Genomic DNA, 24,600 nt, shown 5'->3' with positions numbered 1-24,600 from the left:
CGGCCTCAATTGACGCTGCTGCTCCCTTCGATCGCCGCCGGCAGCGAGTGTCAGCTTAAGGGCCGGCGTAACGGGAGGAGGAAGCGCGCACGCTTAGAATGGAGTTCTCCGAGAGTGAGGCTGGTGCGGGTGCGTAGCTCGCAGATGCGGCCATCCGGCGGCCGCCAGGTCAATCGTGACGCGCGGGCGAGGCTTGCGCGGAGCTCGCTGATGCGGCGGCGGCGCTCGCGCGGCGCGGTCGCGGCTTGGGTGTGGTTGCTGACGGGCGCCGCTTCAGTGGCAATCCTGGCCGGCACGCTGGTGTTCGCGGTGATTGCGGCCAGCGGCGTGGGCGCGGCCGCGGCGGCCGCCAGCACCCTGCTGACGGATGTGCCCGAGGTCGAGGAGATCCTGGACGTCGGTTCCGGCCTCTTTCAAACCACCACGATCGTCGACCGGCGCGGCCGCCAGCTGGGCGAGCTGTTGGGCCAGGGCCGACGCACGCTGGTGCCGCCGGAGGCGATTCCCGCCGATGTGAAGGCGGCGGTGATCGCGGCGGAAGACGCCACGTTCTACGAGAACCCGGGGGTTGAGCTGAGGGCCATCGTGCGCGCCCTGTGGCAGAACTTCACGGGCGGCGAAATCGTCTCCGGGGCCAGCACCATCACGCAGCAACTGGTCAAGAACGTGCTGCTCACGCCCGAGGAGACGGTGGAGCGCAAGGTCAAGGAAGCCGTGCTGGCGTGGCAGCTCAGCGAGCAGTTCTCGAAAGACGAAATCCTAGGGCTCTACCTCAATCAGAACTACTTCGGCAGCTTGAGCTATGGGGTGGCGGCGGCCGCCCGCACCTATTTTGGGAAGCCGCTGCGTGACGTGACGCTGGCGGAGGCCGCTCTGCTGGCGGGGCTATTGCGGTCGCCGTCCACGGACAATCCGCACGTGGACCCGGCAGCGGCGCGCCGGGAGCAGCTGCGGGTGCTGGACCGGCTCGAAGAATCAGGACTGGCGTCGCCGGCGCGAGTGGAGGCGGCGCGCCGCGAGGTCATCACGATCATGCCGCCGCAGGCGGCCGAGGTACGCGCGCCCCACTTCTTCCAGTACGTGTTGGACGAAGTGCAAGCGCGCTACGGGCCGGACGTGAGCTGGCAGGGCTGGCGCATCGTCACCACGCTGGACCTGGACCTGCAGGAGCAGGCCGAGACGGCGGCGCGAGAACACGTCGCCACGCTGGCCGACCAGACGGTGACGAACGCGGCGCTGGTGGCGCTGCGGCCTGGCACGGGCGAGGTTCTGGCCATGGTGGGCAGCCTGGACTTCAACGACGCGACGATCGACGGCCAGGTGAACGTGACGCTGGCGCCGCGGCAGCCGGGATCGGCCTTCAAGCCCGTCATGTACGCCAGCGCCCTGCAGCGGGGCTACACCCCGGCGACCATGCTGCTGGACATTCCAACGATCGTGCCGATCGCGGGGCAAGAGCCGTACGCGCCGCGGAACTACAGCGAGCGGTTCAGCGGACCGGTGAGCCTGCGCACGGCGCTGGGAAGCTCGCTCAATATTCCGGCGGTACGGACGCAGATCGATGCGAACGTCGGTCTCAGTCCCACGGTGGCCATGGCCGAGCGGCTGGGCATCACGACGCTGACGGACCCCTCGCGCATCGGCCCGGCGCTGGCGCTGGGCTCCAACGAGGTGCGGTTGATCGAGTTGACGAGCGCCTACGGCGTCTTCGCCAACGAAGGGCGGTCGGTCGCGCCCACGGGCATCCTCTGCATTCTGGACGCCCAGGGGCGGGTGGTCGAGCAGTTGGGGGATGACGGCTGCAGCGCGCGAGTGCTCGCGGACGTGGCGGAACCGCCGACCCGGATCGCGGCGTCGCAAGTGATCAGTCCCGGGCTGGCGTTCTTGATGACGTCGATCCTCAGCGACGAAAACGCCCGGGTGCTTGGATTCGGCGAGACGCGGCGCAATCTCCAGCTGCCCGGACGCGCGGCTGCCGCCAAGACCGGCACGACGGAGGACACGCGCGACGCGCTGACGGTCGGCTACACGCCCCAGCTGGTGACGGGGGTGTGGGTGGGCAATGCCGATGGGACGCCGATGGACGACGTGACCGGCGTGCGCGGAGCCGCGCCAATCTGGCAGCGGTTCATGACGGCGGCGCTGGAGGGCCAGCCGGCGCTGGCATGGCCGCAGCCGGCAACGGTGGTGGTGCAGGAGATTGACGCGCTGTCCGGCCTGTTGCCATCGCCGTTCACACCCGAGACACGCGAGGAGTTCTTCCTCACCGGCACGGTGCCGGCGCAGCGGGACATGGTGCACCAGGCATTTGAGATCCACGTGCCGACGGGGCTTCTCGCCACGCCGGATACGCCACGGGACGAGGTAGAGGAGCAGGTGTTCGTGGTGCTGCCGACCGAAGCCGAGGAGTGGCAGCGAACGCTGCCGGAGGACTCGTCGTTGCGGCTGCCGCCCGAAGCGTTCGTCGAGGCGGCAGCGCCGTCCTCTGGCGCGTCGGGGCAGGCGGCCATCACCAGCCCCGCGCCGTCGGAGCGCGTGCGCAGCGTGCTGGACGTCCAGGGGACGGCGGCGGGACCCCAATTCAGGGACTTCGAGCTGCGCTATGGCGCGGGACCGGCCCCGGGGAGCTGGATTCGCATTGGCACGGTTGGCGGGAGCCCCGTGACGGAGGGGCCGCTGCGGGCGATCGACACCAGCCAACTCCCCGACGGTCCCTACACGCTACGCCTGGCGGTGCGCGCGTCGAATGGACGCGAGGACCTAGTGTTCCGGCGATTTGTGGTGGACAACACTCCGCCGGCAGTGGCGGTGGCGGGCCTGGCCAACGGCGACGATCGTCCGGCGGGCGTGCTCGAGCTGCGGGCGGTGTGGCAGGACGCGGGTGGATTGGCGGCGGTGGCCTACGAGATGAACGGCGAGGCCATTGGCGAGGTGCAACGCGCCCCGTATCGCCTGCGGTGGACGGCCGAGCCGGGCACCTTCACGCTGCGGGCGATCGCGACGGATCGGGCGGGCAACCAGACGGCGTCGGACCCGGTGACGTTCAGAGTGCGCTAGCCGACGGATGCACGCTGGCGCCGGGAGACGGCGTCACGGCGGATCGTGGCTCAGCCAGCCGGCCGCCGACACTTGAAGGACAGGCGCGATCCCAGCCAGCGCGGCACCGGCTCGTATTCGCGGGTGGTACGCGCACACAGCCAGGCCGGCCGGTAGAGCCGGCGTCGAAAAATATGCTTGGCGACATAGGCGGCGATTATTTCCAGGCAGTGCCACACGCCTCCATTGATGCGCATGTCCTCAATGTCCAGGCCGGCGGACTGGAACACCGGTTCGAGGTCGCCGGGCGAGTAGTGCCGGTGCCCGAAGGCCCACGCCGGATCAAGCGGGGCGAGGAGACTGTTGAGCTCGGTAATCACAACCAGCCACCCGCCGGGCTTCAAGACTTCAGCCAGCGCCCGGATCAACGCCGGCTCAGTGCCGCGCGGCAAATGCTCGTAGGTCAAGATCAGCGTCACGCCGTCAAAGGCCTCCGAAGCGAATGGCAGGGTCGGTTGCGCCAAATCGGCTCGGAGAACGTGGAGACTCTCCTCGAGCCCTAGGGCGTACCGCAGCGCCTGACGGCTCAGGTCGACTCCAACGTAGTCCACGCTGACCCCGGATGCTCGAAGGTACGTACCAAAGGGCGCATTCCAGCATCCCGCATCCAGAATGAGCGCCCCGTTCAGGTCTTCGTCGAGCCAATCAACCAGCCAGCCGAAATACTGAACGGCCGCCCCGTCAATCGTCTGGTCAACAACGCCCGGAGTCGGAATCCCGTGGCGATTGAGCAGCCGAGAGATCAATGAAGTCCAATACCCGATACTCGACAGCACCTGGTGAGGCTGGTCAATGTTCCGCCACTGGCTGGGCGTCGCGCTTCGCGACCGGCGGCGATGGTACGTAGAAGGGGGGCAAGACCGCAACGCTGGCTTGCGTCGGTCTTCACACCAGCTGCTGGATCACGGATTTCGGTAGCCGGTCTTCTGAGGCGCCACCCTCCCACTCGGTAACAGTCGTTGTGAGGCTGATCGCATCGGCACGTTGACGCGCGGGGTCGACGTTTCTAGACTCGTGCTACGCGCGGCTCGTGCTTGACACGCTGGCGCCGCGTGCCCCGCTCGCGGCGTAATCGCCGAACCCATCCCAGAGGAACTCCGAGTGCCTGAACGTCCACGCCTCCGGGCGTCCTCCCGCACCGTGCGGGGCCGGGCCGTCAAGCGCCTGCGGCGGTCGGGAGTGATTCCGGCGAATCTCGTCACGCCGAATCAGCCGTCAACCGCCGTTCAGGTGGATGAGCGTGAGCTGGCCACCCTGGTGCGGCACGGCGCCGACGGTCGCTTGCTCGACCTCGAATGCGACGGCAGCACCGAAGCCGTGCTCTTCGACGACTACGAGTTGGACGTGATCACGGACCGCTTGCTGCACGCGACGTTCCGCCGCGTCGACCTCACCAGGCCGGTGACGGTTGAGGTGGCGATCGAGCTGCAAGGGACGGCGCCGGCCGCCGCGGTCATGGGCGTGACGGTGATTCAATCGCTCACCACGCTGGAGGTCGAGGCGCTGCCCACCGAAATCCCATCGACGCTGGTGGCCGATGTCTCCGGCTTGGAAGCTCCTGGAGACGAAGTGGTGGTGGCCGACCTGCGCGCGCCGGACGGCGTTTACACGCCCGTGGGCGATTCCGCCGAAACGGTGATTTCGGTGAACGTGCTGCGGGCGCAGGCTGAGGATCTCGAGGAAGAAGAGGTCGATCTCGAAGAAGTGGAGATCGAGCCCGGCGAGGAAGGCGAGGCCGCCGAAGCGCCGCCGGAGGAAGAGGCTCCCGCGTAGTCGGCTCTCGCGCCCAGGCGATTGGGCGCGGGACGGCTGGACAATCTCTCTGGATCGCGGGTGCGATCGTCCCAATGATGGCCGCATCGACCACCCATCCGTTCGATTTCCCCTTCGACAGGCTCAGAGCCTGCCCCGTACTTGATACGGGGGCGAACGGATGGGGTGCAGTCCACCGCCTAATTCAGACCCTTCCTAGAAGTGTGCGGCGTCGAAGCGGGAGCGGACAGCGCTTTCGTTGGCGATGTCCACGACCGCCACCACCGTATCGCCGGACCTGAGCACGAGGTCGGTGAACGTGAACAGCGCGTCGTCGCCGCGCAGCACGACGGCCACGCGGGCGCCCAACTGCTCCAACTGCAGGTCGGAGACCGACGCCCCGGCCGCGGCCGATTCGCTGGCCACCGTCAGCTCGACGAGCTCGAGGCCGGCGGAGCGCAGGCGCATGAGGTGCACCACGGACGCCGCGCCCAGGTCGCGCTCGATCATGCTCATGACCAGGTCGGTGGCGTTGACGATGGCCTCGATCTCGAGGAGGCGAAAGGCGTCTTGGTTCTTGGGGTTGTTGAGACGCGCGATGGTGCGGGCCCGACCTTTGGAGAGCGCGCGAGCGAGCTGACAGATGATGAGGTTGTCCTCGTCGTCGCCGGTGACGGCGATCACGAGGTCGGCCCGCGCCACGCCCGCCGTCGAGAGCCAGCGGCCCTCGGAGGCGTCCTGGGGAATCACCGAGGCGCCAAGATCATCTTCCAAGTCCTGCGCCTTGCGGCGGTCTTTCTCGAGGAGGACGATCTCGTGCCCGCCGGGCGGCAAATCGTGCGCCAGCGCGGCGCCCACCTTGCCGCCGCCAGCGATGATGATGAACACCCTAAGCCGCCGGGGAGCCGGCCAGCCGGTCCATGATCGCGCCGGCGATGATGTCCGTGGAGCAGATGGTCTCGATGCCGCGATCGGCGAAGACGCGGGCGCGCACAGGGTCCTTTACACGGGCGATCACGCGCGGCACGTCGTATTTGAGGCGCGCCAGCTGCACGGCGGTGAGATTGGAGTTGTCGCCGTAGGTGGCCGCCACCAGCACGTCGGCGCGGGCCACGCCGGCGGCCTCCAGGACGTCGAGGTCGATGGCGGTGCCCACGAGCGTCGTGCCGGCGAAGTCTTCGGGCAGCCGCTGGAACGCGTGGCTGTCGCGGTCGATGACGACGACCGAGTCGCCCGAAGCAGCCATGCGCGCGGCAATCTCGGCGCCGGCGCGTCCGCAGCCAATCACGATGGCGTACAAGTCTCCGCGCCTCCCCGACGCAACCGCCCGGTCCCCGCAGCCTCCATGCTACGCTCCCGCGCGCTCGCCGTCCGAGGTCGCCCCACCATGCTGTATGAATTGCGCATCTACGAGATTCTTCCCGGCAAGATGCCGGTGATCGACGCTCGGTTTCGCGAGCACACGTTGGGCTTCTTCGAGCGGCACGGCGTGGAGGTGGTCGGGTTTTGGCACGAGGTCGTGGGCCGCAGCGACCGGCTGGTGTATCTGACGCGCTTTGCGGACATGGCCGACCGCGAGCGGAAATGGGGCGCCTTCATCAAGGACCCCGAGTGGCTGCAACTGCGGGCCGAAACGGAATCCGACGGGCAGATTGTGGCTCGGATTCACAACCGGTTCCTCGAGCCGACGGACTATTCGCCGCTGCCGTAGGTCGGCGATTCACCCTGACGTGTAGGGGCGCCCCTGGTGGGTGCCCGTCCGGGTCGTCGGTGAATACCGCAGCCCAGGCGCCTGCCGGTCGGGGTGACCGGCAGGCGCCGATAGGCCTAGCGGCTGTAGCCGGAGGGGGCTTCCGGCGGGGCCTGCGTGTAGGCGCGCTCCGCCATGCGCTCCAGCACGAAGCTGAAGTCCCGGTAGGCGTCCAGCCCGCCCAGCGGCCCGGCCAGCGCCCGCAGTTCCTCCTGCAGGATCGCCAGGTCGGTGGACACACCCGCCGTGCCGTCGTCCGCGCCCCGCGGCAGGCTGCTGTAGCGGTCCGCCGCCAGCGCCACGATGCCGCCCAGCCGCAGCAGCGGGTCCGCCTCGTAGCTGCCGAAACTCAGGTTGCTCCGGCCCGTCACCTCAACCTGCTGGCTGCGCGACTGGCCCGTCTCCGGCACCACCCAGCGCAACTCCACCCGGCCCAGCTTCAGGTCTTGGGACGCGCGACCGCGATAGCGGTCGTGCAGCTCAATCTCGTAGAACACCGTGGTGGCGGCGCCCGACGGCAGCTCCGCGAACTCCTTGCGGTCTTCCGCGAAGCTCGCATCCGACGTCACCCGGTTCTCATACCCGATGATTCGCCAGGACTTGACCACGTCGGGATCCCAGGTGACCTGGGCCCGCGTCTGGTCCGCGAACGGTGTCGACAACGCCAGCCAGTTCGCCCGGCTAAAGGTGCGCTGCGCCTGGGCGGTATCGTCCAGATAGCGGTACCACCCGTTGCCGTGCTGGGCCAGCTGCTCCAGCAACACGTCGTTGTAGTTGTTGATGCCCACCCCGACCGTGATCAGCCGCAGCGGATTGCCGGCGTTCCGGTCGTAGGCCGACTCCAGGATCGCGAACGGATTGGTGGCGTCCACGTTGGCCACGCCGTCCGACATCAGGATGACGTAGTTGTAGGCGCTGGGCCGTTCCAGACGCGCCTGGTTGGCCAGCCGCACGCCCAGGTTCAGCCCCGCCTGCACGTTGGTGCTCCCATGCGGCTCGAGACGGCGAATGGACCGCCAGACTGCCGAGTCGTCCGGCGCGCGATGGTTAACCGTGAGGTCGTGGATCACATCCGTGGTGAAGTGCACCACGGCCACGCGATCCTGCGGGCGCAGGCTTTGACGAATGGTCTCCGCCGCCGCCCGCGCGATGTCGACCCGGTTGCCGTCGCGCATAGAGCCCGAGGCGTCGAGCACCAGCGTCACGTTGAGCGGCCGGTCGTCCGGCACTTCCGCCGCCTGGAACCCGATGCGAGCCAGGTGCTTGCGCTCGTCCAGCGGATGCGCCACGACGTCGCTCGTAATGGCGAAGCCCCACGCATCGGCAGGTTGGGCGTATTGGTAGTTGAAGGCGTTGATCCACTCCTCGGCCCGCACCGAGTCCGGCTCGATGTCGTAGCCCTGCCGCGCCCAGTTGAGCGCCAACTGGTAGGACGTGCGATCGGTGTCCAGGCTGAAGGTCGACACCGCGTCATCGGCCGTGGCGACCACCGGCTGCCGCCGGTTGTCCTGGAAGGTCGTGGCCGCCGGGCGGGCCGTGGGCGCCGGTGCCGCCTGGGCGGTGGGGGCGCGTGAGTACGCAGCCGACGAACGCTCGACGACTTTCTCGACCACGACCTCCCGTACGGCCTCGACCTCCTTGATCACTTCCTGCGTTACCACCCTCTCAACCGCGACTTCCTTGATGACTTCCTTCGTCACCACGGTCTCGACCGGGACTTCCTTGATCACTTCTCGGACGACGACCCTCGGGGTTGGCGTCGCGAGGATCGGCTGGAATGCCGCTGCCGTCGGAGCTGCCGTCGCGGCCGGCGGCGCGTAGGCCTCCGCCACTGCCTCATACGTTTCGCCGGCGCCGAAGTTGGCCGAACTCGCCCAGACCGCCAGCACGGCGCCCGCCGCGACCGCTCCGCCGGTGGCCAACGTGGGGAACCAATAGCGCGAGGCGGCGTCCAGGACCTTGCGTCGAATGCGCGGCATGCGCCGGGGCTCCTCGAGACGCCCCTCGAGGGTGTCCCAAAGGTTCGTCGGCGCGCGCAGCTCGGGGGCTTCCGCCGCGAAATACTCCCGCAGCGCTTCGCCCAGGGATTCGTCGGTGGAGTAGTTAGGAGCCATCGTTGGCGACCTCCTGGGCACCTTGTGCCTCAAGTCCCTCGCGCAGTTGACCGAGCGCGCGGCCGAGGCGGGTGTTGACGGTGTCCTCGCCAGCGTCGAGGGCTTTCGCCAGCTGGGGGACGGTGAGATCGGCGAAGTAGTGCAGCACCAGGAGGTGCCGCTGGTCGGCGTCGAGGCCCGCCAGAGCCTGACGCATCTCCTGGCGCTCGTGCCGCGACTCGTCGGAGTCGTCCGGCTGCCCGGGACCGGCTGGGACAACGCCGGCCGTCGGCCGGCGGCGGCGCTGCGACACGCCCTCGCGGGCGAGATAGCGCATCAGCCAGGGTTTGACCGGGCACCCGTGTTGGAAGCCGTGGATGCCCCGCCACGCCGAGCGCAGGGCTCCTTGGACCAGCTCCTCGGCCAGCGCCCGGCTTCCGGTCATCAGCATGGCCGTGCGATAGAGCAGGTCCTGGTAGCGTTCCACCAGGTGATGGAAGGCTTCACGATCGCCGTCCTGACAACGCAGGACCGCCTGTTCATCCGTCATAAGCCGCCCTCATGGCCCGCGCTTGGCGGGGTATTGCATAGACAAGTACGCCGTTTGGAGGGCAATCGTTCCCAGCGGCGACGGCGAAATCCGAGGCTGGATTGCCGATTCCCGCCGCCGGAGACCATTGCAAATAGAGGTGGGGGCGGTTCGCGAACCGCCCCTACTCGTGCGCTAACAGGTTGAGCGGTCCCTGGATTCCGGCTTTCGCCGGAATGACGGAGGGGTTGCGCAAAGGTCTCGCTACGCGGGAATGGCGGACGTTCACGGAATGACGAACTTCCTGTGAGCCGGAACCCCCGGCGACAATTATGTTGACTCAATTGCGGGCGACGCCTACCATCGCTCCGGGCGTTTGTCTGCCGTGGGGGCCCGTGGGCGGCAGCGCTCGGAGACGCCTATGGCTGTCACCATCGCCGTTGCCAATCAGAAGGGCGGCGTCGGCAAGACCACGACCACCGCCAACCTTGCCGTCACGTTGGCCCGCCACGATCTGCGCGTGTTGGTCATCGACACGGACCCGCAGAGCAACCTCACGTCTTCGTTCGGCCTCGACAAGGCCGTGTCGCCCTCGCTGGCGGATTCCCTGCTGCACCGCGACGCCGAGCTGCCGCGCTATCGCGTGCAGGACTCCACGGACATCGCCATCGACCTTGTGCCGGGCACGCCGGAGCTGGCGGCGGTGGAGAGCGAACTTCAGACCAAGCTGGGTCGCGAGATGCGCCTGCGCGAGCACGTGATGCGCATCGACAACGACTACGATTTCGTGCTCGTCGACACGCCGCCGTCGCTGGGCGTGCTGACGCTCAACGCGCTGGTCGCCGCGCAGTGGGTCATCATTCCCACGGAGGCGCGCTTCTTCTCTCTGCGCGGCCTGCAGATGCTCACGGAGAGCATCGAAGAGGTGACCATCGTGAATCCGAACCTGCGCGTGCTTGGCATCGTGCTCAACAAGTTCGACCGACGCCTGCGCGAGGAAAAGCACGTGGCCGGATATCTGCAGGAGCAGTGGGAGGCGGAGATGTTCGCCTCGAAGATTCCAACGAATAGCAAGATCCTGGAAGCGTCGAGCTCCGGGCTGTCGATTTTTGCGCCCGGAGCGCGTGGCCGCGGGGTGCGCCGGGCGGTCAACGCCTACGAGGCCCTGGCCGAGGAGGTGCTCACGCGTGCCGCCTAGCGACCGCGGCGGCTTCGACCCCGCGCGCATGGACGCCAACAACCGGCCGCCGGGGCTGGTGCCGCGCATCCTGTCGCGCGACGCCCCGCTGCCGGGGCGGGCGACGGGCTTCACTCAGATTCGGGTGATCGGCGTGGGCGGCGCCGGGGTGAACGCGGTGGACCGCATGATCGACGCCGGGCTCAACGGCGTGGAGTTCGTGGCCGTGAATACCGACGCCCAGGCGCTGCGCGGCTCGCGCGCCTCCGAGATCGTGCAGATCGGAACGCACACCACCGGGCAGCTCGGCGCGGGCGGCGACCCGCGGCGCGGCGCGAAGGCGGCCAGCGAGAGCGCCGGCGCCCTGGCCGAGGCCACGGAAGGCGCCGACATGGTGTTCATTGCGGCAGGGATGGGCGGCGGCACGGGCACCGGCGCCGCGCCGGCAATCGCCGAGATCGCCTCGGAGCAGGGCGCGCTGACGGTTGGCGTGGTGACGAGCCCGTTCACCTTCGAGGGCACGCGCCGCGGCCAGATCGCCGCGGACGGGATTCAGGCGCTTGGCGAGCAGGTGGACGCGCTCATCGTGGTCCACAACGACCGGCTGTTGAAGATGTCCGATCCGCGCATGGGCATTGGCGACGCCTTCGTGCTCGCCGACGAGATGCTGCAGCGCGGCGTGCAGGGCATCACCGACCTCATCCTCACGACCGGAATCGTCAACGTGGACTTCGCGGACGTGCGCGCGGTCATGTCCAACGCCGGCCCCGCGCTGATGGGGGTGGGCGAAGCTTCCGGCGAGGACCGGGCAGTCACGGCCGTCAACGAAGCCATGCACAGCCCGCTGCTCGAAACCAGCATCGAGGACGCGCGGGGCGTGCTGCTCAACGTCACCGCCTCGGAAGACGTCACGCTAGTCGAGTTGAATACGGCCGCGCAGGCGGTGGCCGACGTGGTGGCCGACGACGCCAACATCATCTTCGGCTCGGTGATCGATCCGCGCCTGTCCCAGGGCGTGCGCATCACACTGATTGCCACGGGATGCCGGCCGGCGTCAGCCGCGCAAACGTCGACGCCGGGTCGTCGCGCCCGCCGCCGGACATCGCGAACCGCGACCGCCAGATCTCCCTTTACGATGGTTCCCACGCCAGCCAATCGCGACGAAACCGGCGCCGCCGGCCGCTGACGAACCGGGCGCCTTCGGCCCAACCGACCACATGAGGCCGCCGTCCACCGATAATGGCGCCGACATGGTTGACGCCAAGAGCTTGGCCCTGTGGCTCGCCGACCGCGAAGGCGGACGCGTCACCGCGCCGCCCCACGAACTGGCGCGCCTGGCGCTGCACCTGGGCGTCTCCCTGGAATTCCGCCAGCACCTGAACGCCGCCGGCGCGGAAGCCGCCAGTCATGAAGGCTCGGCGGCGGTGCTGGCCTCGACGGCGATTCGACGGCTGGGGCACGCCGCGACCGACTACCTGGCCCGTCTGGACGCGTCGCAGCGGCTGCACGCCGCCGAGCGCCTGGAGGAGTTGCAGGCGCTGGTCGTCGAAGCCCTGCTCCAGGGGCACAGCTCCGTGGTGGCGCTCACTTCAAGCCCCACCAAGCGCGAGCGGCAACTCACCGAGACCATCGAGGGACTGGACCGCATCAACGCGGCCATTAACTCGTCGCTGGAGCTGGAAGAGGTACTCCGGCTCACGGTCGAGTCGGTGGGCGAAGTGCTGGATGCGCCCGAGGTCACGATTTATCTCTACGACCCGGCCATCGATCGCCTGATCCTGCGGGGCACGCGCTCCTTCAACCCCGAGGCGGTGGGTCAGCTCACGCTGAGCATCGGCGAGGGCATCGTCGGCGAGGCCGCCAAGATTGGCCGTCCGGTGCCGGTGCGCGACGTGTGGTCGGACCCGCGCTTCAAATACGTGCCCGGATTGGGCGAAGAGCGGCTGCGCAGCTTTCTGGCGGTGCCCATCGTGTTGTTCACCGTCAACCGGCTGATTGGCGTGCTCAACGTGACGTCGACCGAGTTTCGCGATTTCGCCCGGGAAGAGATCCGGTTTGCCGAGATCACCGCCGGCCACATCGCCATCGCGGTGGAGAACGCGCGCCTGCACGGCGAAACCGACGACGCGCTGCACGGCAAGGTCGAGCAGCTCACGTCGGTGCAAAACCTCGCGCGCACGCTGGCGTCCAACCTGGAGCTTCAGTCAGTACTGGCCCAGATTGCCCGTCAGGCCGCCGAGCTGACGGGGATGGAGAAGGCGGCCATCTGGCGCGTGACGGACGACGAGCTCCGCATCATCACGTCGTTCAATCTCGGGCGGGAGTACGCGCAGCACCGGCTGGCGCTGGGCGAGGGCGCGGTGGGCCGCGCGGTGCAGACGCGCGCGCCGGTGGTGGTGCCCGACTCGATGAACAGCGACCTGCTGCAGGCGCCGCCCGACCTCGTGCGCCGGGAGGGCTACCGCGCCATGTTCTCGGTGCCGCTCATCACCGGCGACGACGTGCTGGGGGCGGTGAGCCTCTACAGCCTGCAGCCCGGCGAGATCAGCCAGGAGCAGGTGGACCTGGCGTTTACCTTCGGCAATCACGCGGCGATCGCCATGGAAAACGCGCGCCTGTTCGAGGAGGCGCGCAGCAGCCTTGAGAGCCAGTCGCTGCTGCTGCAAGAGCTGCACCATCGCGTGAAGAACAACATGCAGACCATCAAGTCGCTCCTGGAGATGCAGGCGCGGCGCGCGCAGACGGACGAGGCGGCCGAGCTGCTCAAGCTCAGCGCCGGCCGCATCGCGGGCATGGCGCAGGTGCACGACCTGCTGTCCCGCCAGAACATCGGGCTGGCGTCGGTGGGCGAGATCATCGAGGCCATGGTGACGCTGATGCGCGCCGACCTGGCGGTGAGCGGCCGGTCGGTGGAGATCCAGGTCGAGGCCGAGGCTGCGCAGATCACCTCGGATAAGGCCTCGGTCTTCGCCCTCGTCGTCAACGAGCTGTTGTGGAACGCCCTCCAGCACGGATTGGAAGGGCGTCCGTCCGGACAGATTCACGTGACGGCGGAGGTCGACGGCCCGACCCTGATCGTGACGGTGGCCGATAACGGCCGCGGATTGCCGCCGGGCTTCGATCTCGAATCCGATCTCGGTCTGGGCCTGTCCATCGTGCGCAATCTGTCGGAGCGCAACCTGGAAGGCGCGGTGGCCATCGCGCCGCGCGACGACGGACCCGGGGCGGAGGCGACGCTGAGGTTCGCGCCTTAGGCCGGCGAGGCTGAGCGGCCGCGGCTATCCGGCGTGCCGGCAATCACCGCGATGACGCCGCCAAGGGCGACGAGGCCGCCGATGAGCGTCGTCGGCCCCGGCACTTCCTGCACCAACCAAATGCCAATGAGGACTCCCGCGGGCACTTCCTGCGCCGCGATGACGTTGGGCACGGTGGCGGGCAGCCGGCGCAAGGCGGCGTTGATGAGGGTGTGGCCAACCGCCAGCGGCCCGATGCCGAGCAGCGCGATCCACAGCCACGCATCCCCGAGGGCAACGACGTCAAGGGTGACCGCGGCGCCGGGGAGGGCCGCGAGGGCCGCCCAGCCGTAGACGCCGGAAACGTAGGTCTCCAGCGGATTCGCGCGGCGCAGCCAGCGTCCCGCGAGGACGTAGGCCGCCAAGGTGACGGCCGATCCCAGCGCCGCCAGGTCGCCGAGCAGCGAGACGCCGGGCTCGCCCGGATCGAAGCCGGCGAGGATGCCGATCCCCACAATGGCGGCGGCAACGCCGGCCAGCTGGATTCGCGAGGGCGGCTCGCGCAGCAGCAGCGCCGAGCCGGCGGCGACGAATATGGGGGCCGTATAGGTGATGGACAGCGCGTGGGCGACGGTGGAGGTCTGCGCGGCCACGGTGAACAGGTAGAAGTGCAGATACAGCGTCACCCCGAGCACGGCGTGGCGCAGACTGAGCGCCGGCCGCAGCGGGCGGCGCAGCGCCATGGTGATGAGGAGCACCACCGCCACCGCGACCGCCAGGCGACCGAACGTCACCACGGCCGGCGACGCCGGGACGGTGAGCCGGGTAACGGCGCCGCTCCACATGAAGAGCAAGGCCGCGGTCACCGACATGGCGATGCCCCGCCAGGCGCTTGCGGTCAGTCGCGCATCTCCTCGTCGCGGAGCCATTGGGCCGCATCCGGCGCGAAGTAGGTCACGACGATCTGCGCGCCCGCCCGGACGATGGCGGTGAGGGCTTCGAGCGCCGCGGCGCGTTCGTCGAGCCAGCCCTGGGCGGCGGCGGCCTTGATGGCGGCGTACTCCCCGCTGACGAAGTAGGCGGCCACCGGCACCGTGACGCGGTCGCGCACGCGCGCCACGATGTCGAGGTTCACCAGCGCCGGCTTGACCATGACGATGTCGGCGCCTTCGGCCACGTCCAACTCGACCTCGCGCAGGGCCTCACGCGCGTTCGCGGGGTCCAGCTGATAGCTGCGGCGGTCGCCGAATGCGGGCGCCGAGTCGGCCGCCTCGCGAAACGGTCCGTAGAAGGCGCTGGCGGCCTTGGCCGCGTAGGCCAGGATTCCCACGTCGGCGTGTCCGGCGGCGTCGAGGGCCGCCCGGATGGCCGCCACGCGGCCGTCCATCATGTCGGACGGCGCCACCAGGTCCGCGCCCGCGTCCGCGTGCGACAGCGCCGTGTCCACGATGCGCGCCACGGACCGATCGTTGTCGATCTGCTCGCCGTCGACGATGCCGCAGTGCCCGTGGTCGGTATAGGCGCAGAGGCACACGTCGGTTATCACCGTCAGCTCCGGCGACGCGGCCTTGATGGCCTCCACGGCGCGTTGCACGGCGCCGTTCGGCGATGATGACTCACTGCCCCGCGCGTCTTTGGCGGCGGCGCGACCGAACAGCAGAACGGCAGGGATTCCCAGCGCCGCGACGCGGCGCGCCTCGTCCACGACGCGATCGACCGAGCGCAGGAACTGCCCTGGCATGGCGTCGATGGGTTCGACGATGTCGCTGCCGGGGGCGACGAACAGCGGGTAGACGAACTGGTCGACCGAGAGCCGCGTCTCGCGGAGCATCCGGCGCAGAGACGCGGTGGCGCGCAGCCGGCGCGGGCGCACGACCGGCGGCGTCCAGGCTTCAGGTCGCGACTCGTCAGCAGCCATCAGGCGGCCCCCGCCGTCTGCACGACTTCGGCGACGGCATCGGCGAGCGCCGCCGCGGAGGACTCCGGTGCCACGGCGTCGGGTGCGCGTCCGGCGCGCCGGCAGGCATCCGCCGTGGTCTGCCCGATGACCGCAATCCGAACCGACGCCGCCGCCTTGCCTAGGCCGCCGAGCGCGATGGCGAAGCTGACGACGCTCGATGGGCTGGCGAAGGCCAGCGCATCGACCTCGCCGTCCTTGATGGCCTCCGCCACCGCCGCCGGCACCCTGGCGTTTCGGGTGCGGTACGCCGCTATCGACCGCGCCTGAAATCCAGCCATCGTGAGCAACTCGGTCGCATCGGGCCGCCCGTCCTCGGCTTGCACGACCACGACGGCGGCTGCGGGTTCAGCGCATGCCATGACCTCTTGGGCCAGATCGTGGCCGCTGCGTCCCGACGACTCCAGGTCCACGTCGATGCCGGCCCGAGCGCACGCGGCGCGCGTCGCCGGACCGACCACCCCGACCTTAACTCCGTCGGGCACGGCCCGGGGTCGCCGCAGCCGCCGGCTGCGCTGCACGAAGTAGCGCACGGCATTGCGGCTGGTGAAGAGCAGCCAGTCGGCCTGCGCGGGGTCGGCCACCAGGCGGTCCAACGCCTGGTAGCTGCGCGGCGGCCCGATTTCGATCGCGGGCACGTGCACGACCTCGAAGCCCAACGCCTCGAGCCGGAGGACCAGGTCGTCGGCGGCGTCTTGCGGGCGTGTCACCACGACGCGTGGCTGCCGGCTCATTCCGAGCCGCCTGGCAGCGCCCGAACCACGGCTCCCACGACGACCACCGCCGGGTTAGACACGCCTATCCGCTCAGCCGTGCCGGCAATGTCGGCCAACGTGCCGAGCGTGATGCGCTGATCGGGCCAGGTGGCCCGCTCGATGACGGCCACCGGCTCCGACGAGGGGCGCCCGGCGGCGATGAGCTGCTCGCAGGTGCTTTTCAGGGTGGCGACGCCCATGAGGATGACGATTGTGCCGCTGGCGTCGGCGACCGCGGCCCAGTCGACCGGGGCGCCGTCCTTGTCTTTGCCCTCATGCCCTGTCACGAGGGTCGCGGTCGAGGCCCAGTCGCGATGGGTCAGCGGAATGCCGGCGGCGGCGGGCGCGGCGACGGCCGAGGTCACGCCCGGCACGACATCCCAGGGGATCCCAGCAGCCGCCACGTCCGCGATCTCCTCGGCGCCGCGTCCAAATATGAACGGATCGCCGCCCTTGAGCCGGCAGACGGACCGCCCGGCCCTTGCATGCTCGATGATCTGCGCATTAATCCGGGCCTGCGACGGCCCGCGGCCTCCGGGAGCCTTGCCGGCGGATACGCGCATCGCGTCCGGCCTGGCGGTTTCGAGCAGTTCCGGAGCCACGAGGCGATCAAACACCACCACGTCGGCGCTTTCGAGGATCCGCCGGCCGCGCACGGTGATGAGCCCTGGATCGCCGGGGCCGGCGCCCACGAGGTGCACGGTGCCGGGCTGCGCCGTCACGTCACGCCTCGGGCCACGGTCTCGGCTGCTGCCTCGCGGCCCAGCGCGGCCGCCTCGGCGGCGGGACCTCGCCGGTGGGTGCGCACGGCCCAGCCATCCTCGACGTAGACGGCGGTATCGAGCACCAATTCGTCGCCATTCACGGTGGCAAGGGCCGCCGCCGGCAACGAGCAGCCGCCCTGAAGGTCGTGCAGGAACGCGCGCTCGGCGGTGGTGGCGGCGCGTGCCGCGGCGTCGTCTATCGCGGCAACGAGCGCGAGGATTTCGGGACGGTCGGTCCGCGCCTCCACGGCCAACGCGGCCTGGGCGGGGGCCGGCAGAAAGTCCGGGGACTCGAGCACGACGGAGATCGCCGCGTCCAGCCCGGCGCGCTGCAAGCCGGCGACGGCCATGATCGTTGCGTGAATGCGTCCCTCCCGCTGAGCGGCCACGCGCGTTCCCACGCTGCCGCGCAGGGGCACGATGTTCAAGTCAGGACGCTGGCGCAGCGCCTGCGCGCGCCTCCGGGGGCTGCCGGTGCCGAGGGTCCCGCCGGGCTCGAGGTCGGTCAGCGAGCGCGCGGACCCGGCCACCAGCGCTTCTCGCGGGTCGCCGCGCGTCGGCACGGCGGCGATCGTAAGCCCGGGCACCGGCTCGGTGGGCAGGTCCTTGTAGCTATGCACCGCAACGTCCGCCCGGCCTTCGAGCAGGGCGTCCTGCAGCGCCTTGGTGAACACGCCGCGCTCGCCAAGGTCGGCGATGGGCCGCGCGGTGTCGGCATCGCCGGCCGTGCGCACGACCACCGTCTCGCACTGCACCCGCGGATGGACGCGCTGCAGCGCGGCGACAACCAGGCTGGTTTGGGCGCGCGCCAACGGCGTCCCGCGCGTGGCCACGCGCAGCACCGAGGGCGCCGCGCCACTCACGGCGCTGCGCTAGTCGCGCCGGTAGGCCGCCACCAGCTCATGCGCCACCTCGGGGCGGGTGAACTCGACGGGCAGCGCTTGATTCGCCCGCAGCATGTCCCGCACGGCGGTGCCGCTGAGGAAGGTGCGCGTGGACGGCTCGTGGGGACACGTCTTGGTGGTGGCCATGCCGTTGCACGCGCGGCACCAGAAGGCGTGCTCGAAGAACAGCGGCGTGATGCCAAGCTCGTTGGAATCGAACTCCGCGAAGATGTGCTGTGCATCGTAGCTGCCGTAGTAGTTGCCGACGCCGGCGTGGTCGCGCCCCACGATGAAGTGGGTGCAGCCGTAGTTGCGGCGCATGAGCGCGTGAAATATCGCCTCGCGCGGACCCGCATAGCGCATGGCCGCCGGCAACACGGCCAGGATGGTGCGATCGAGAGGGTAGTACTTCTCGAGCAGCACGTGATAGCAACGCATGCGCACGTCCGCGGGTACGTCGTCGCCCTTGGTTTCGCCGACCAGCGGGTGGAGCAGCAGCCCGTCCACGGTCTCAAGGGCCGCCTTTTGGATGTATTCGTGCGCGCGGTGGACCGGATTGCGCGTCTGAAACCCGACCACCGTGCGCCAGCCTCGATTCTCGAACTCGGCCTTCAGCTCGTCGGGCGTCAACCGGTAGTCGGGGAACGGACCCGTGGGGCCCTCGACGGCGTGGCGCACCGGACCGCCCAGCAGGGTGTCGCCCTGCGCGTACAGCGCCGCGACGCCGGGGTGCGCCTCATCGGTGGTGCGATAGACCTCTTGGGCCTCGCGCCGCTTGTCGTAGCCGAACTTCTCCTGGACTTCGAGATGTCCCACAACACGGTCGGATTGGTCGAGCAGCGCCACGGCGCCGCCTTCGGCCACGGTCTCCGCCGTCTCGTCGTCGACGGCCAGCGTGATCGGCATGGACCACGGCGCGCCGTCGGCGAGGCGCATCTCGTCGACCACGCGCGTGTAGTCGGCGCGGGTCATGAAGCCGGTCAGCGGGGCGTAGCCGCCGACCCGCAACATCTCGACATCGCCCAGGTGGCGCTCGCCCAGGCGCAGGGCCGAAGGCGCGGCAATGGCGGTCATCGGGCAACCCCAGCAGCCACCGGCGCCAGCGGCTCCTTGCTTCCGACGAGATATCCGTGCCTCTCCAGCGCGTTCAAAATCTTCTCCAGCGACGCTTGCGGCGATTCGCCCGCGGTGTTCACCACCACCTCGGGCTGCTCCGGCTCCTCGTAGGGGTCCGAGACGCCGGTGAAGTTGGCGATCTCGCCGGCCAGCGCCTTCTTGTAGAGCCCCTTGGGATCGCGGCGCACCAGCTCATCGAGCGGGCACTGGACGTAGACCTCAAAGAACGCAGTTGTCATGGCGCGGACTTCGCGGCGCAGGTCGCGGTACGGCGAGATGGCGGAGACGATCATGGTGCCGCCCAGGCGGGTGCCCATGGCCGACACCCAGCCGATGCGCCGGATGTTGGTGTCGCGGTCCTCCTTGGAGAACCCCAGTCCCTTGCTCAGGTGGGTGCGGATCACGTCGCCGTCGAGCTTCTCGACGCGATGTCCGCGGGCTTCCAGCTCAGGCGCCAATAGGTCGGCCAGGGTGGTCTTGCCGGCGCCCGAGAGGCCGGTGAACCAAATGGTGACGCCGTCGTGATTCATGCGGTGCGGGGTCCTTTCGTGCAGACGATGGGTCGTGGCGGGCGTGTCGTCAGATTTGCCAGTGCAGACCGCACTCGGTCTTGTCGGAGCCGCGCCAGCGACCGGCCCGGAGGTCTTCGCCATTGCGGGCCGGGGTGGTGCACGGGGTGCAGCCAAGGCTGGGGTAGCCCTGGGCGTGGAGGGCGTTGACGGGAATGTCGTAGCGGCGTACGTAGTCCCAGATCATGGCTTCGTTCCAGTTCGCCAGCGGCGCGACCTTGACGAGGTCGTGACGGTCGTTCCAGGCCACCACCGGCGTGTTTGCGCGGGTGGGCGACTGGTCGCGGCGGAGCCCGGCGACCCAGGCGCCCCGCCGGCTGAGCGCCTCTCGATTGGGCGCCACGCGGCGCATGGCGCAGCAGGCGTTCGGGTCGCGCGTCCAGAGCGCGTCGCCGTAGGCCGCCGCCTGCTCATCCAGGTTCAGGGCCGGCGCGAACACCGTGGCGGTGAAGCCATAGCGGCGCTCGACCTCGGCGCGCAGCGCGTGGGTTTCTTGGAACAGCAGCCCCGTATCGACGACGTACACGTCGACCTGGTCGAGCAGCGCCAACCGGGCCAGCATGTCCACCAGCACGATGCCGCTCGGCCCGCCGAACGAGCACGAGACCGCCACGTCGGGACCGAAGCGCTCGACGGTCCAGCGGAGAATGTCCTCGGGCGCCGCCGACTCGAGGCGTTGTGCCGCAGCCTCGATCTCAGCCGAATCGACCGTCGGTTGGGAATCCGGCAATTCGATGTCTGCCACGGCCTGGGCGGCCAGCGCCATCACTCACCATGCGGAATCGACAGGGAGAGTAAGTATATAAAGTTGATCGGTTTTATCAAGAATTGGCGGCATCGTTCCACGGGCTCCGGCAGCGCTGGTTGCTCGACTCACGATTCACTTGGTGTAGTCCGTCGCATCGGCTACTTCCTCGTAGTCGAAGTGATCCAGATGGTGGCACCACACGGCTCGATCTCCGCTCACCGGAATGCGCCGGACGCTTGTTGGGCTACTCCACGCCGCCAGCTCGATGCGCGGAAGACCAGTAAACCGGTTGGCGACAAACTCAATCGCCGGTCGCAAATCAGTGTCTGTCGAGAAAACCACGGCAATGTCGTAGTCGCGGTCAATCGCTCCTGCCACGACATCGATGCTCAATTGCACGTCAATGCCCTTTTCTTGCGCCGGGACGCGGGGATGGTCAAACGGGTAGCGGAGTGGTCGGTGGATGACGGTGCAGCCGTCGGCCGTCCAGCGTGCGCACTGCTTCATGTGCGCTGCGTAGGTCCTTGGATCCTTCGCCGAATCTGGTCGGCCGGTGTAGACGCGTACCTCGTCCACGTCGCGGGCGAAGCCGCGCGTATCGCGTGATGCCAAGAGGCGACCGAGCGCCATCGGATCGAATTGGCCGTCCGTAAAGTGGCGGTCGTGCCTGTGCGGAAAGAACGCGACGCGGGCGCAGTTATAGACGTTCTGCCCGTCGATATAGATCTTGACGCGGTCGGCCATACTTCGCTAACAACAAAACCCCGCCAGTTCACCGCCCGAAGGCAGTGGACGGCGGGGAGTATTAACTTGAAGTATCAGTGTCGCCGGTTCACACGTCAACTCGAGCACGAACGGGCGCGACCAACTAGACCGCGCACTCGCCTTCGCCGCGCTCCAGCACGTAGAGGCGGTCGCGGTCCCAGTCCACGAAGTGCTCCCGGTTCTCGTCGGTGAATTCGGGCGGCAGCGCCAGGTCCTTGAGCAGGTCGTTGAAATAGACCTTGCCCAGGCGGTCGACGTAATCGTTGAACGGCTCGTCGTCCTCCTCGCGGTTATCTTCGTAGTCCAGGATCAGCCGCTCGACGGCCACCGGCACGCGCTTGGCCGGGAGCCGAGTGCGCAGCAGCGTGCCGAGCTTCATGGGCTCGCCGGCGCGCCGGTTGCCGCCGACGAAGACGTGATAGGCCGGCACCTGCCGGTCGCCGCTCTTGATGGCCGCTCCATGGAAGCCGATGTTGCCCACGTGGTGCATGCCGCAGGAGTTGGGGCAGCCGCTCATGTTGACCAGGATCTGCCGCGTGAGCGGGTCCTGGATGTTCATCTCCTCGATCTTGCCCTGCACGGCGCGATTGAGGCCCATGGACGAAGTGATGCCCAGCTTGCAGCTGTCGGTGCCGGGGCAGCTGACGACATCGGTGATCTCGAGCGCGCCGGGGTTGCCCAGGTCCATCGCGTAGAGCTCGCGCCACACGTCGTAGACGCGGTTCTGCGGAATCCAGCGCAGCACGATGTTCTGCCACGGAGTGGTGCGCGCGCGCCCGGAGCCGTAGGTGCGCAGGATGGTGGCCAGGCCGCGGAACTGCTCCGGCGAGAGGTCGCCGCGGGTGACCTTGACCTCGACGGCGGCGTAGCCCTCTTGAATCTGCGCCTGCACGTTGGAGCGCATGAACCGCTCGAACATGTCGCGGTCGGCCTCGGCAACCGTCGGCACATGGCCATTCAGCGCCGGCGCCTCGGCGGCCTCGTCGTCCAGGTACACCAGACCGTCGAGCGGGTAGTCGCGCTTGGCCCAGTCGCCCTTCAACTCTTCCTCGACCATCTCACGGAACGCGTCGATGCCGACGCGATGGACCAGGAACTTGATGCGGGCCTTGGCGCGGTTGCGGCGCAGGTCGTCGGAGCGCTCGAAGATGCGCAGCACGGCCTCGGAGACGCGGAGGTACTCCGTCAGCGGCACGAAGTCGTAGAGCACGAACGCGCGCTTGGCCATGATGGAGAGTCCACCGCCGGTGACCATGCGGAAACCGCGGACTTCTTTGCCGTTTTCGTGCCGAACCTGCGAGATGAAGCCCAGGTCGTGGATGTCGGTGACGACGCGGTCGGTCTCGGAGCCGGTGAACGCCACCTTGAACTTTCGCGGCAGAAGCTGGGTGAGCGGGTGGCGCACGAAGTAGCGCACGAAGGCCCCGGCGTAGGGCGTGGCGTCGTAGACCTCGTCGTTGCAGATGCCGCCCCACGGGTCGCCGGTGACGTTGCGCACGGTGTTGCCGCAAGCCTCGCGGGATGACAGGCCGGCGTCGCCCAGCACGCGGATCGCCATGGCCGCCAGCGGCAGGGGCACGTGGTGATACTGCACGTTCTCGCGTGTGGTGATGTGGCCCTTTTTGAGCGGGGCGAACCGCTCGGCCACTTCGGCGAAGGCGTCGAGCTGATCGGCGGAAACGCCGCCGAACGGCAGCTTGACCCGGATCATCTGCACGTCGGCCTGGCGCTGCCCGTAGACCCCCTGCTTCAACCGAAAGCCGGTGAACAGGTCCGGATCGCGCTCACCGCGCAGGAAGGCCGTGGCCTCGGTGTCGAAGTCCTCGAACTCTTCGTCGCTGATGGGAATGACGCGCCCAGGCGTGTCGGTCGAATGCGTGACTGCCATTGCACAAGCCTCCAGGCGCGCCGCGGCCCCTGCTGCGTGACTGATTCTGCCAGATGGGCCGACCCGGGATTGTTGATTGACCGGGTGCGGGAAGTCTACAGGCCGGAACGCCGTGCGCCAAAGGTGCGCGGGGGGAATCCCCTCATCCTAGCCTTCTCTCACCAGGGGAGAAGGGACCGGACGCAACCGCGGACCTGACTGGTGGGTAGCGGTCCTGCGAGCAGCGTCAGCGCCTGTGCCGGATCCCGATCACGGTCCGGTTCCCTCTCCCTGGGATGGGAGAGGGTTAGGGTGAGGGTCGCTTGCGCTGGCCGCGTCCGCCGGGCCCTCCGGCTCCACGCGGGCCATCCAGGCGGCGGGGTCCTGCGTCTCGGCCAGCGTCGGCAGGTGCTCCGGACCTTCCCACAGCCGGTTGACAAAGGCCATGCCTCGCTGCCTCACCACCGCGTCCACGAACGCCTCGCCGATGCGGTATTGCTCCAGCTTCATGTCGAGCCCGAGCGCCCGCGTGAGCAGCCGCACCCAGGTGGCCTGCGAGCGTTCGCGGGCCTTCATGCGCCGGGCCAGGTGGGTATAGCCCGGTATGAGGCGGGCGCCGGTGGCGTGCATCACGTGGTTGCTGTAGCCCTCGACGACGGTCATCAGGGCCTGAATCTGCTCGATGGTGCGCACCTGCCGCGGCGACAGCGCCAGGCGCAGCCAGCCGGATTGGCGCAGCCCGCCGCGCTGGAATTCTTGAACCGCCGCACTGAGCCGCGCCCGCAGCTCACCGTGCTGCCCCAGCGTCACCACGGCTTCTTCCAGGTAGTCCTCGAGCAGGCCGGACATGTATCCGTGCAGCCAGGGCGGATTCCCGGCATGAAACTGAAAGGCGTGCGTGACCTCATGCAGCGTGACCCACAGCCGCAGGTCGTCGACCGGTACGCCCGCGCGGGCGGCCACGGCTCGCAAGTTGGCGTCCACGAAGTAGATCGCGGCGGGGCCGGGCTCGGGGTCGAGCAGCGGAATGTCGTATTGGCCCAAGACTCGACGGCCCAGGAACCCCAGGAGCACCCCCAGTTGCGTGGAGACGCCGGCCTGCGTGGTCACGCCCAGCACTCGTGAGCCCACGCCGCCGCCGGCCTGGGCGTGGTCGTAGGCCTCGATGACCGGTCGCAGGATGCGCCTGAAGTTGTCCAAGTTGGCGCCGATCCAATCCCCGCGCCGCAGCACCTGCACGGAATCCATCGTTGGCGGCATCGGCGCCTGGGTGTAGTCGCTTACGGCGGCATAGCTGCGGGCGACGAGGTCCGTGTAGGCGGCGGTGAGCTCGGGGGCCGACGCCGGCTCACCCTGGGCGTCCGCCAGCCGCAGCGCCATGCGCCGCGTGAGCGACCAATTGACCAGCGTGGTTCGCTGCCCGCGCCCCGCCAGAGCCACGCCGCCGGCGACAGCCAACCCAGCCACTGCCAGCAATCCCAAGCGCCACCCAGCCGCCATGAGCCTCACGTACACCAACTGTTCGTCTGGCCCGCCAGCGTACGG

Annotated in this window: 22 protein-coding genes; 6 read left to right on the top strand and 16 right to left on the bottom strand. The window is 68.9% G+C overall.

Annotation, left to right across the window (positions count from 1 at the left end; all coding sequences use genetic code 11):
• Nucleotides 1-210: 210 nt before the first annotated feature.
• The gene (locus OXG33_08350) at nt 211-3,057 is read left to right on the top strand and encodes a transglycosylase domain-containing protein (GenBank protein ID MCY4113933.1); all 2,847 of its coding nucleotides are present in this window, start codon (nt 211-213) and stop codon (nt 3,055-3,057) included.
• A gap of 50 nt (nt 3,058-3,107) precedes the next feature.
• Here OXG33_08350 and OXG33_08345 read toward each other — a convergent pair whose 3' ends face one another.
• Nucleotides 3,108-3,842, bottom strand: a complete 735-nt coding sequence (locus OXG33_08345) for a class I SAM-dependent methyltransferase (GenBank protein MCY4113932.1) — start codon at nt 3,840-3,842, stop codon at nt 3,108-3,110.
• Between the two features lie 355 nt (nt 3,843-4,197).
• Here OXG33_08345 and OXG33_08340 point away from each other — a divergent pair, with 355 nt between their 5' ends.
• Nucleotides 4,198-4,869, top strand: coding sequence for a 50S ribosomal protein L25 (locus OXG33_08340; GenBank protein MCY4113931.1), 672 nt, complete (start codon nt 4,198-4,200; stop codon nt 4,867-4,869).
• Between the two features lie 195 nt (nt 4,870-5,064).
• On the opposite strand, the gene OXG33_08335 is transcribed toward OXG33_08340, so the two are convergent.
• On the bottom strand, nt 5,065-5,736 hold the full coding sequence (locus OXG33_08335; GenBank protein MCY4113930.1) for an NAD-binding protein: 672 nt from the start codon (nt 5,734-5,736) through the stop codon (nt 5,065-5,067).
• Between the two features lies 1 nt (nt 5,737).
• Nucleotides 5,738-6,148 (bottom strand): TrkA family potassium uptake protein, encoded by a 411-nt coding sequence (locus OXG33_08330; protein MCY4113929.1) that lies wholly within the window; start codon nt 6,146-6,148, stop codon nt 5,738-5,740.
• Nucleotides 6,149-6,235: 87 nt separating this feature from the next.
• Here OXG33_08330 and OXG33_08325 point away from each other — a divergent pair, with 87 nt between their 5' ends.
• The gene (locus OXG33_08325; GenBank protein MCY4113928.1) at nt 6,236-6,559 is read left to right on the top strand and encodes an NIPSNAP family protein; all 324 of its coding nucleotides are present in this window, start codon (nt 6,236-6,238) and stop codon (nt 6,557-6,559) included.
• 116 nt (nt 6,560-6,675) lie between these two features.
• Here the strand turns inward: OXG33_08325 and OXG33_08320 are convergent, their stop codons facing one another.
• Both OXG33_08320 and OXG33_08315 read right to left on the bottom strand, forming a co-directional pair.
• The gene (locus OXG33_08320; protein ID MCY4113927.1) at nt 6,676-8,712 is read right to left on the bottom strand and encodes a von Willebrand factor type A domain-containing protein; all 2,037 of its coding nucleotides are present in this window, start codon (nt 8,710-8,712) and stop codon (nt 6,676-6,678) included.
• Entirely contained in the window at nt 8,702-9,241 is a 540-nt protein-coding gene (locus OXG33_08315) for an RNA polymerase sigma factor (GenBank protein MCY4113926.1), read from the bottom strand. The genes OXG33_08320 and OXG33_08315 overlap by 11 nt, the downstream gene beginning before the upstream one ends.
• Nucleotides 9,242-9,641: 400 nt before the next feature.
• Between OXG33_08315 and OXG33_08310 the strand changes: the two genes are divergently transcribed.
• The 3 genes from OXG33_08310 to OXG33_08300 all read left to right on the top strand — a co-directional run bounded on the left by OXG33_08310 (nt 9,642) and on the right by OXG33_08300 (nt 13,651).
• Nucleotides 9,642-10,418 (top strand): ParA family protein, encoded by a 777-nt coding sequence (locus tag OXG33_08310; protein MCY4113925.1) that lies wholly within the window; start codon nt 9,642-9,644, stop codon nt 10,416-10,418.
• Nucleotides 10,408-11,583 (top strand): cell division protein FtsZ, encoded by a 1,176-nt coding sequence (gene ftsZ / locus OXG33_08305; protein ID MCY4113924.1) that lies wholly within the window; start codon nt 10,408-10,410, stop codon nt 11,581-11,583. Before OXG33_08310 ends, ftsZ begins: the two co-directional genes overlap by 11 nt.
• Before the next feature lie 64 nt (nt 11,584-11,647).
• Complete coding sequence (locus OXG33_08300) at nt 11,648-13,651, top strand: GAF domain-containing protein (protein ID MCY4113923.1); 2,004 nt, start codon at nt 11,648-11,650, stop codon at nt 13,649-13,651.
• On the opposite strand, the gene OXG33_08295 is transcribed toward OXG33_08300, so the two are convergent.
• The 11 genes from OXG33_08295 to OXG33_08245 all read right to left on the bottom strand — a co-directional run bounded on the left by OXG33_08295 (nt 13,648) and on the right by OXG33_08245 (nt 24,522).
• Entirely contained in the window at nt 13,648-14,559 is a 912-nt protein-coding gene (locus OXG33_08295; protein MCY4113922.1) for a DMT family transporter, read from the bottom strand. The two genes, OXG33_08300 and OXG33_08295, sit on opposite strands and share 4 nt — an antisense overlap.
• Nucleotides 14,529-15,548 carry a porphobilinogen synthase gene (gene hemB, locus OXG33_08290; GenBank protein ID MCY4113921.1) on the bottom strand — a complete coding sequence of 340 codons (1,020 nt, stop codon included), beginning with the start codon at nt 15,546-15,548 and terminating at the stop codon, nt 14,529-14,531. The genes OXG33_08295 and hemB overlap by 31 nt, the downstream gene beginning before the upstream one ends.
• Entirely contained in the window at nt 15,548-16,321 is a 774-nt protein-coding gene (locus OXG33_08285) for a uroporphyrinogen-III synthase (GenBank protein ID MCY4113920.1), read from the bottom strand. Before OXG33_08285 ends, hemB begins: the two co-directional genes overlap by 1 nt.
• Entirely contained in the window at nt 16,318-17,064 is a 747-nt protein-coding gene (gene cobA, locus OXG33_08280) for a uroporphyrinogen-III C-methyltransferase (GenBank protein MCY4113919.1), read from the bottom strand. Before cobA ends, OXG33_08285 begins: the two co-directional genes overlap by 4 nt.
• Nucleotides 17,061-17,969 carry a hydroxymethylbilane synthase gene (hemC, locus tag OXG33_08275; protein MCY4113918.1) on the bottom strand — a complete coding sequence of 303 codons (909 nt, stop codon included), beginning with the start codon at nt 17,967-17,969 and terminating at the stop codon, nt 17,061-17,063. Before hemC ends, cobA begins: the two co-directional genes overlap by 4 nt.
• Before the next feature lie 9 nt (nt 17,970-17,978).
• Nucleotides 17,979-19,064, bottom strand: coding sequence for a sulfate adenylyltransferase (gene sat, locus OXG33_08270; protein ID MCY4113917.1), 1,086 nt, complete (start codon nt 19,062-19,064; stop codon nt 17,979-17,981).
• Complete coding sequence (gene cysC / locus OXG33_08265) at nt 19,061-19,636, bottom strand: adenylyl-sulfate kinase (GenBank protein ID MCY4113916.1); 576 nt, start codon at nt 19,634-19,636, stop codon at nt 19,061-19,063. The genes sat and cysC overlap by 4 nt, the downstream gene beginning before the upstream one ends.
• 49 nt (nt 19,637-19,685) lie before the next feature.
• Complete coding sequence (locus tag OXG33_08260; protein ID MCY4113915.1) at nt 19,686-20,441, bottom strand: phosphoadenylyl-sulfate reductase; 756 nt, start codon at nt 20,439-20,441, stop codon at nt 19,686-19,688.
• A gap of 114 nt (nt 20,442-20,555) precedes the next feature.
• Complete coding sequence (locus tag OXG33_08255) at nt 20,556-21,167, bottom strand: NYN domain-containing protein (GenBank protein ID MCY4113914.1); 612 nt, start codon at nt 21,165-21,167, stop codon at nt 20,556-20,558.
• A 124-nt stretch (nt 21,168-21,291) separates the two neighbouring features.
• The gene (locus OXG33_08250; protein MCY4113913.1) at nt 21,292-23,076 is read right to left on the bottom strand and encodes a nitrite/sulfite reductase; all 1,785 of its coding nucleotides are present in this window, start codon (nt 23,074-23,076) and stop codon (nt 21,292-21,294) included.
• 249 nt (nt 23,077-23,325) lie between these two features.
• Nucleotides 23,326-24,522, bottom strand: a complete 1,197-nt coding sequence (locus OXG33_08245) for a zinc-dependent metalloprotease (protein ID MCY4113912.1) — start codon at nt 24,520-24,522, stop codon at nt 23,326-23,328.
• Nucleotides 24,523-24,600 lie beyond the last annotated feature (78 nt).

The organism is Chloroflexota bacterium (genome assembly GCA_026708035.1).
In the GTDB taxonomy this organism is placed as follows: Bacteria; Chloroflexota; UBA11872; order UBA11872; family UBA11872; genus JAJECS01.
The sequence above is the reverse complement of the archived record's forward strand: the minus strand, read 5'-3'. Positions and strand labels throughout refer to the sequence as shown.

What these genes read in the sequence shown, in the direction of transcription:
- OXG33_08350 (MCY4113933.1), top strand. Translation starts at nt 211, where the DNA reads ATGCGGCGGCGGCGCTCGCGCGGCGCGGTCGCGGCTTGGGTGTGGTTG.
- OXG33_08325 (MCY4113928.1), top strand. Translation starts at nt 6,236, where the DNA reads ATGCTGTATGAATTGCGCATCTACGAGATTCTTCCCGGCAAGATGCCG.
- OXG33_08320 (MCY4113927.1), bottom strand. Translation starts at nt 8,712, where the DNA reads ATGGCTCCTAACTACTCCACCGACGAATCCCTGGGCGAAGCGCTGCGG.
- OXG33_08315 (MCY4113926.1), bottom strand. Translation starts at nt 9,241, where the DNA reads ATGACGGATGAACAGGCGGTCCTGCGTTGTCAGGACGGCGATCGTGAA.
- OXG33_08310 (MCY4113925.1), top strand. Translation starts at nt 9,642, where the DNA reads ATGGCTGTCACCATCGCCGTTGCCAATCAGAAGGGCGGCGTCGGCAAG.
- OXG33_08300 (MCY4113923.1), top strand. Translation starts at nt 11,648, where the DNA reads ATGGTTGACGCCAAGAGCTTGGCCCTGTGGCTCGCCGACCGCGAAGGC.
- OXG33_08295 (MCY4113922.1), bottom strand. Translation starts at nt 14,559, where the DNA reads ATGGCTCCGCGACGAGGAGATGCGCGACTGACCGCAAGCGCCTGGCGG.
- hemB (MCY4113921.1), bottom strand. Translation starts at nt 15,548, where the DNA reads ATGGCTGCTGACGAGTCGCGACCTGAAGCCTGGACGCCGCCGGTCGTG.
- OXG33_08285 (MCY4113920.1), bottom strand. Translation starts at nt 16,321, where the DNA reads ATGAGCCGGCAGCCACGCGTCGTGGTGACACGCCCGCAAGACGCCGCC.
- sat (MCY4113917.1), bottom strand. Translation starts at nt 19,064, where the DNA reads ATGACCGCCATTGCCGCGCCTTCGGCCCTGCGCCTGGGCGAGCGCCAC.
- cysC (MCY4113916.1), bottom strand. Translation starts at nt 19,636, where the DNA reads ATGAATCACGACGGCGTCACCATTTGGTTCACCGGCCTCTCGGGCGCC.
- OXG33_08260 (MCY4113915.1), bottom strand. Translation starts at nt 20,441, where the DNA reads ATGGCGCTGGCCGCCCAGGCCGTGGCAGACATCGAATTGCCGGATTCC.
- OXG33_08255 (MCY4113914.1), bottom strand. Translation starts at nt 21,167, where the DNA reads ATGGCCGACCGCGTCAAGATCTATATCGACGGGCAGAACGTCTATAAC.
- OXG33_08250 (MCY4113913.1), bottom strand. Translation starts at nt 23,076, where the DNA reads ATGGCAGTCACGCATTCGACCGACACGCCTGGGCGCGTCATTCCCATC.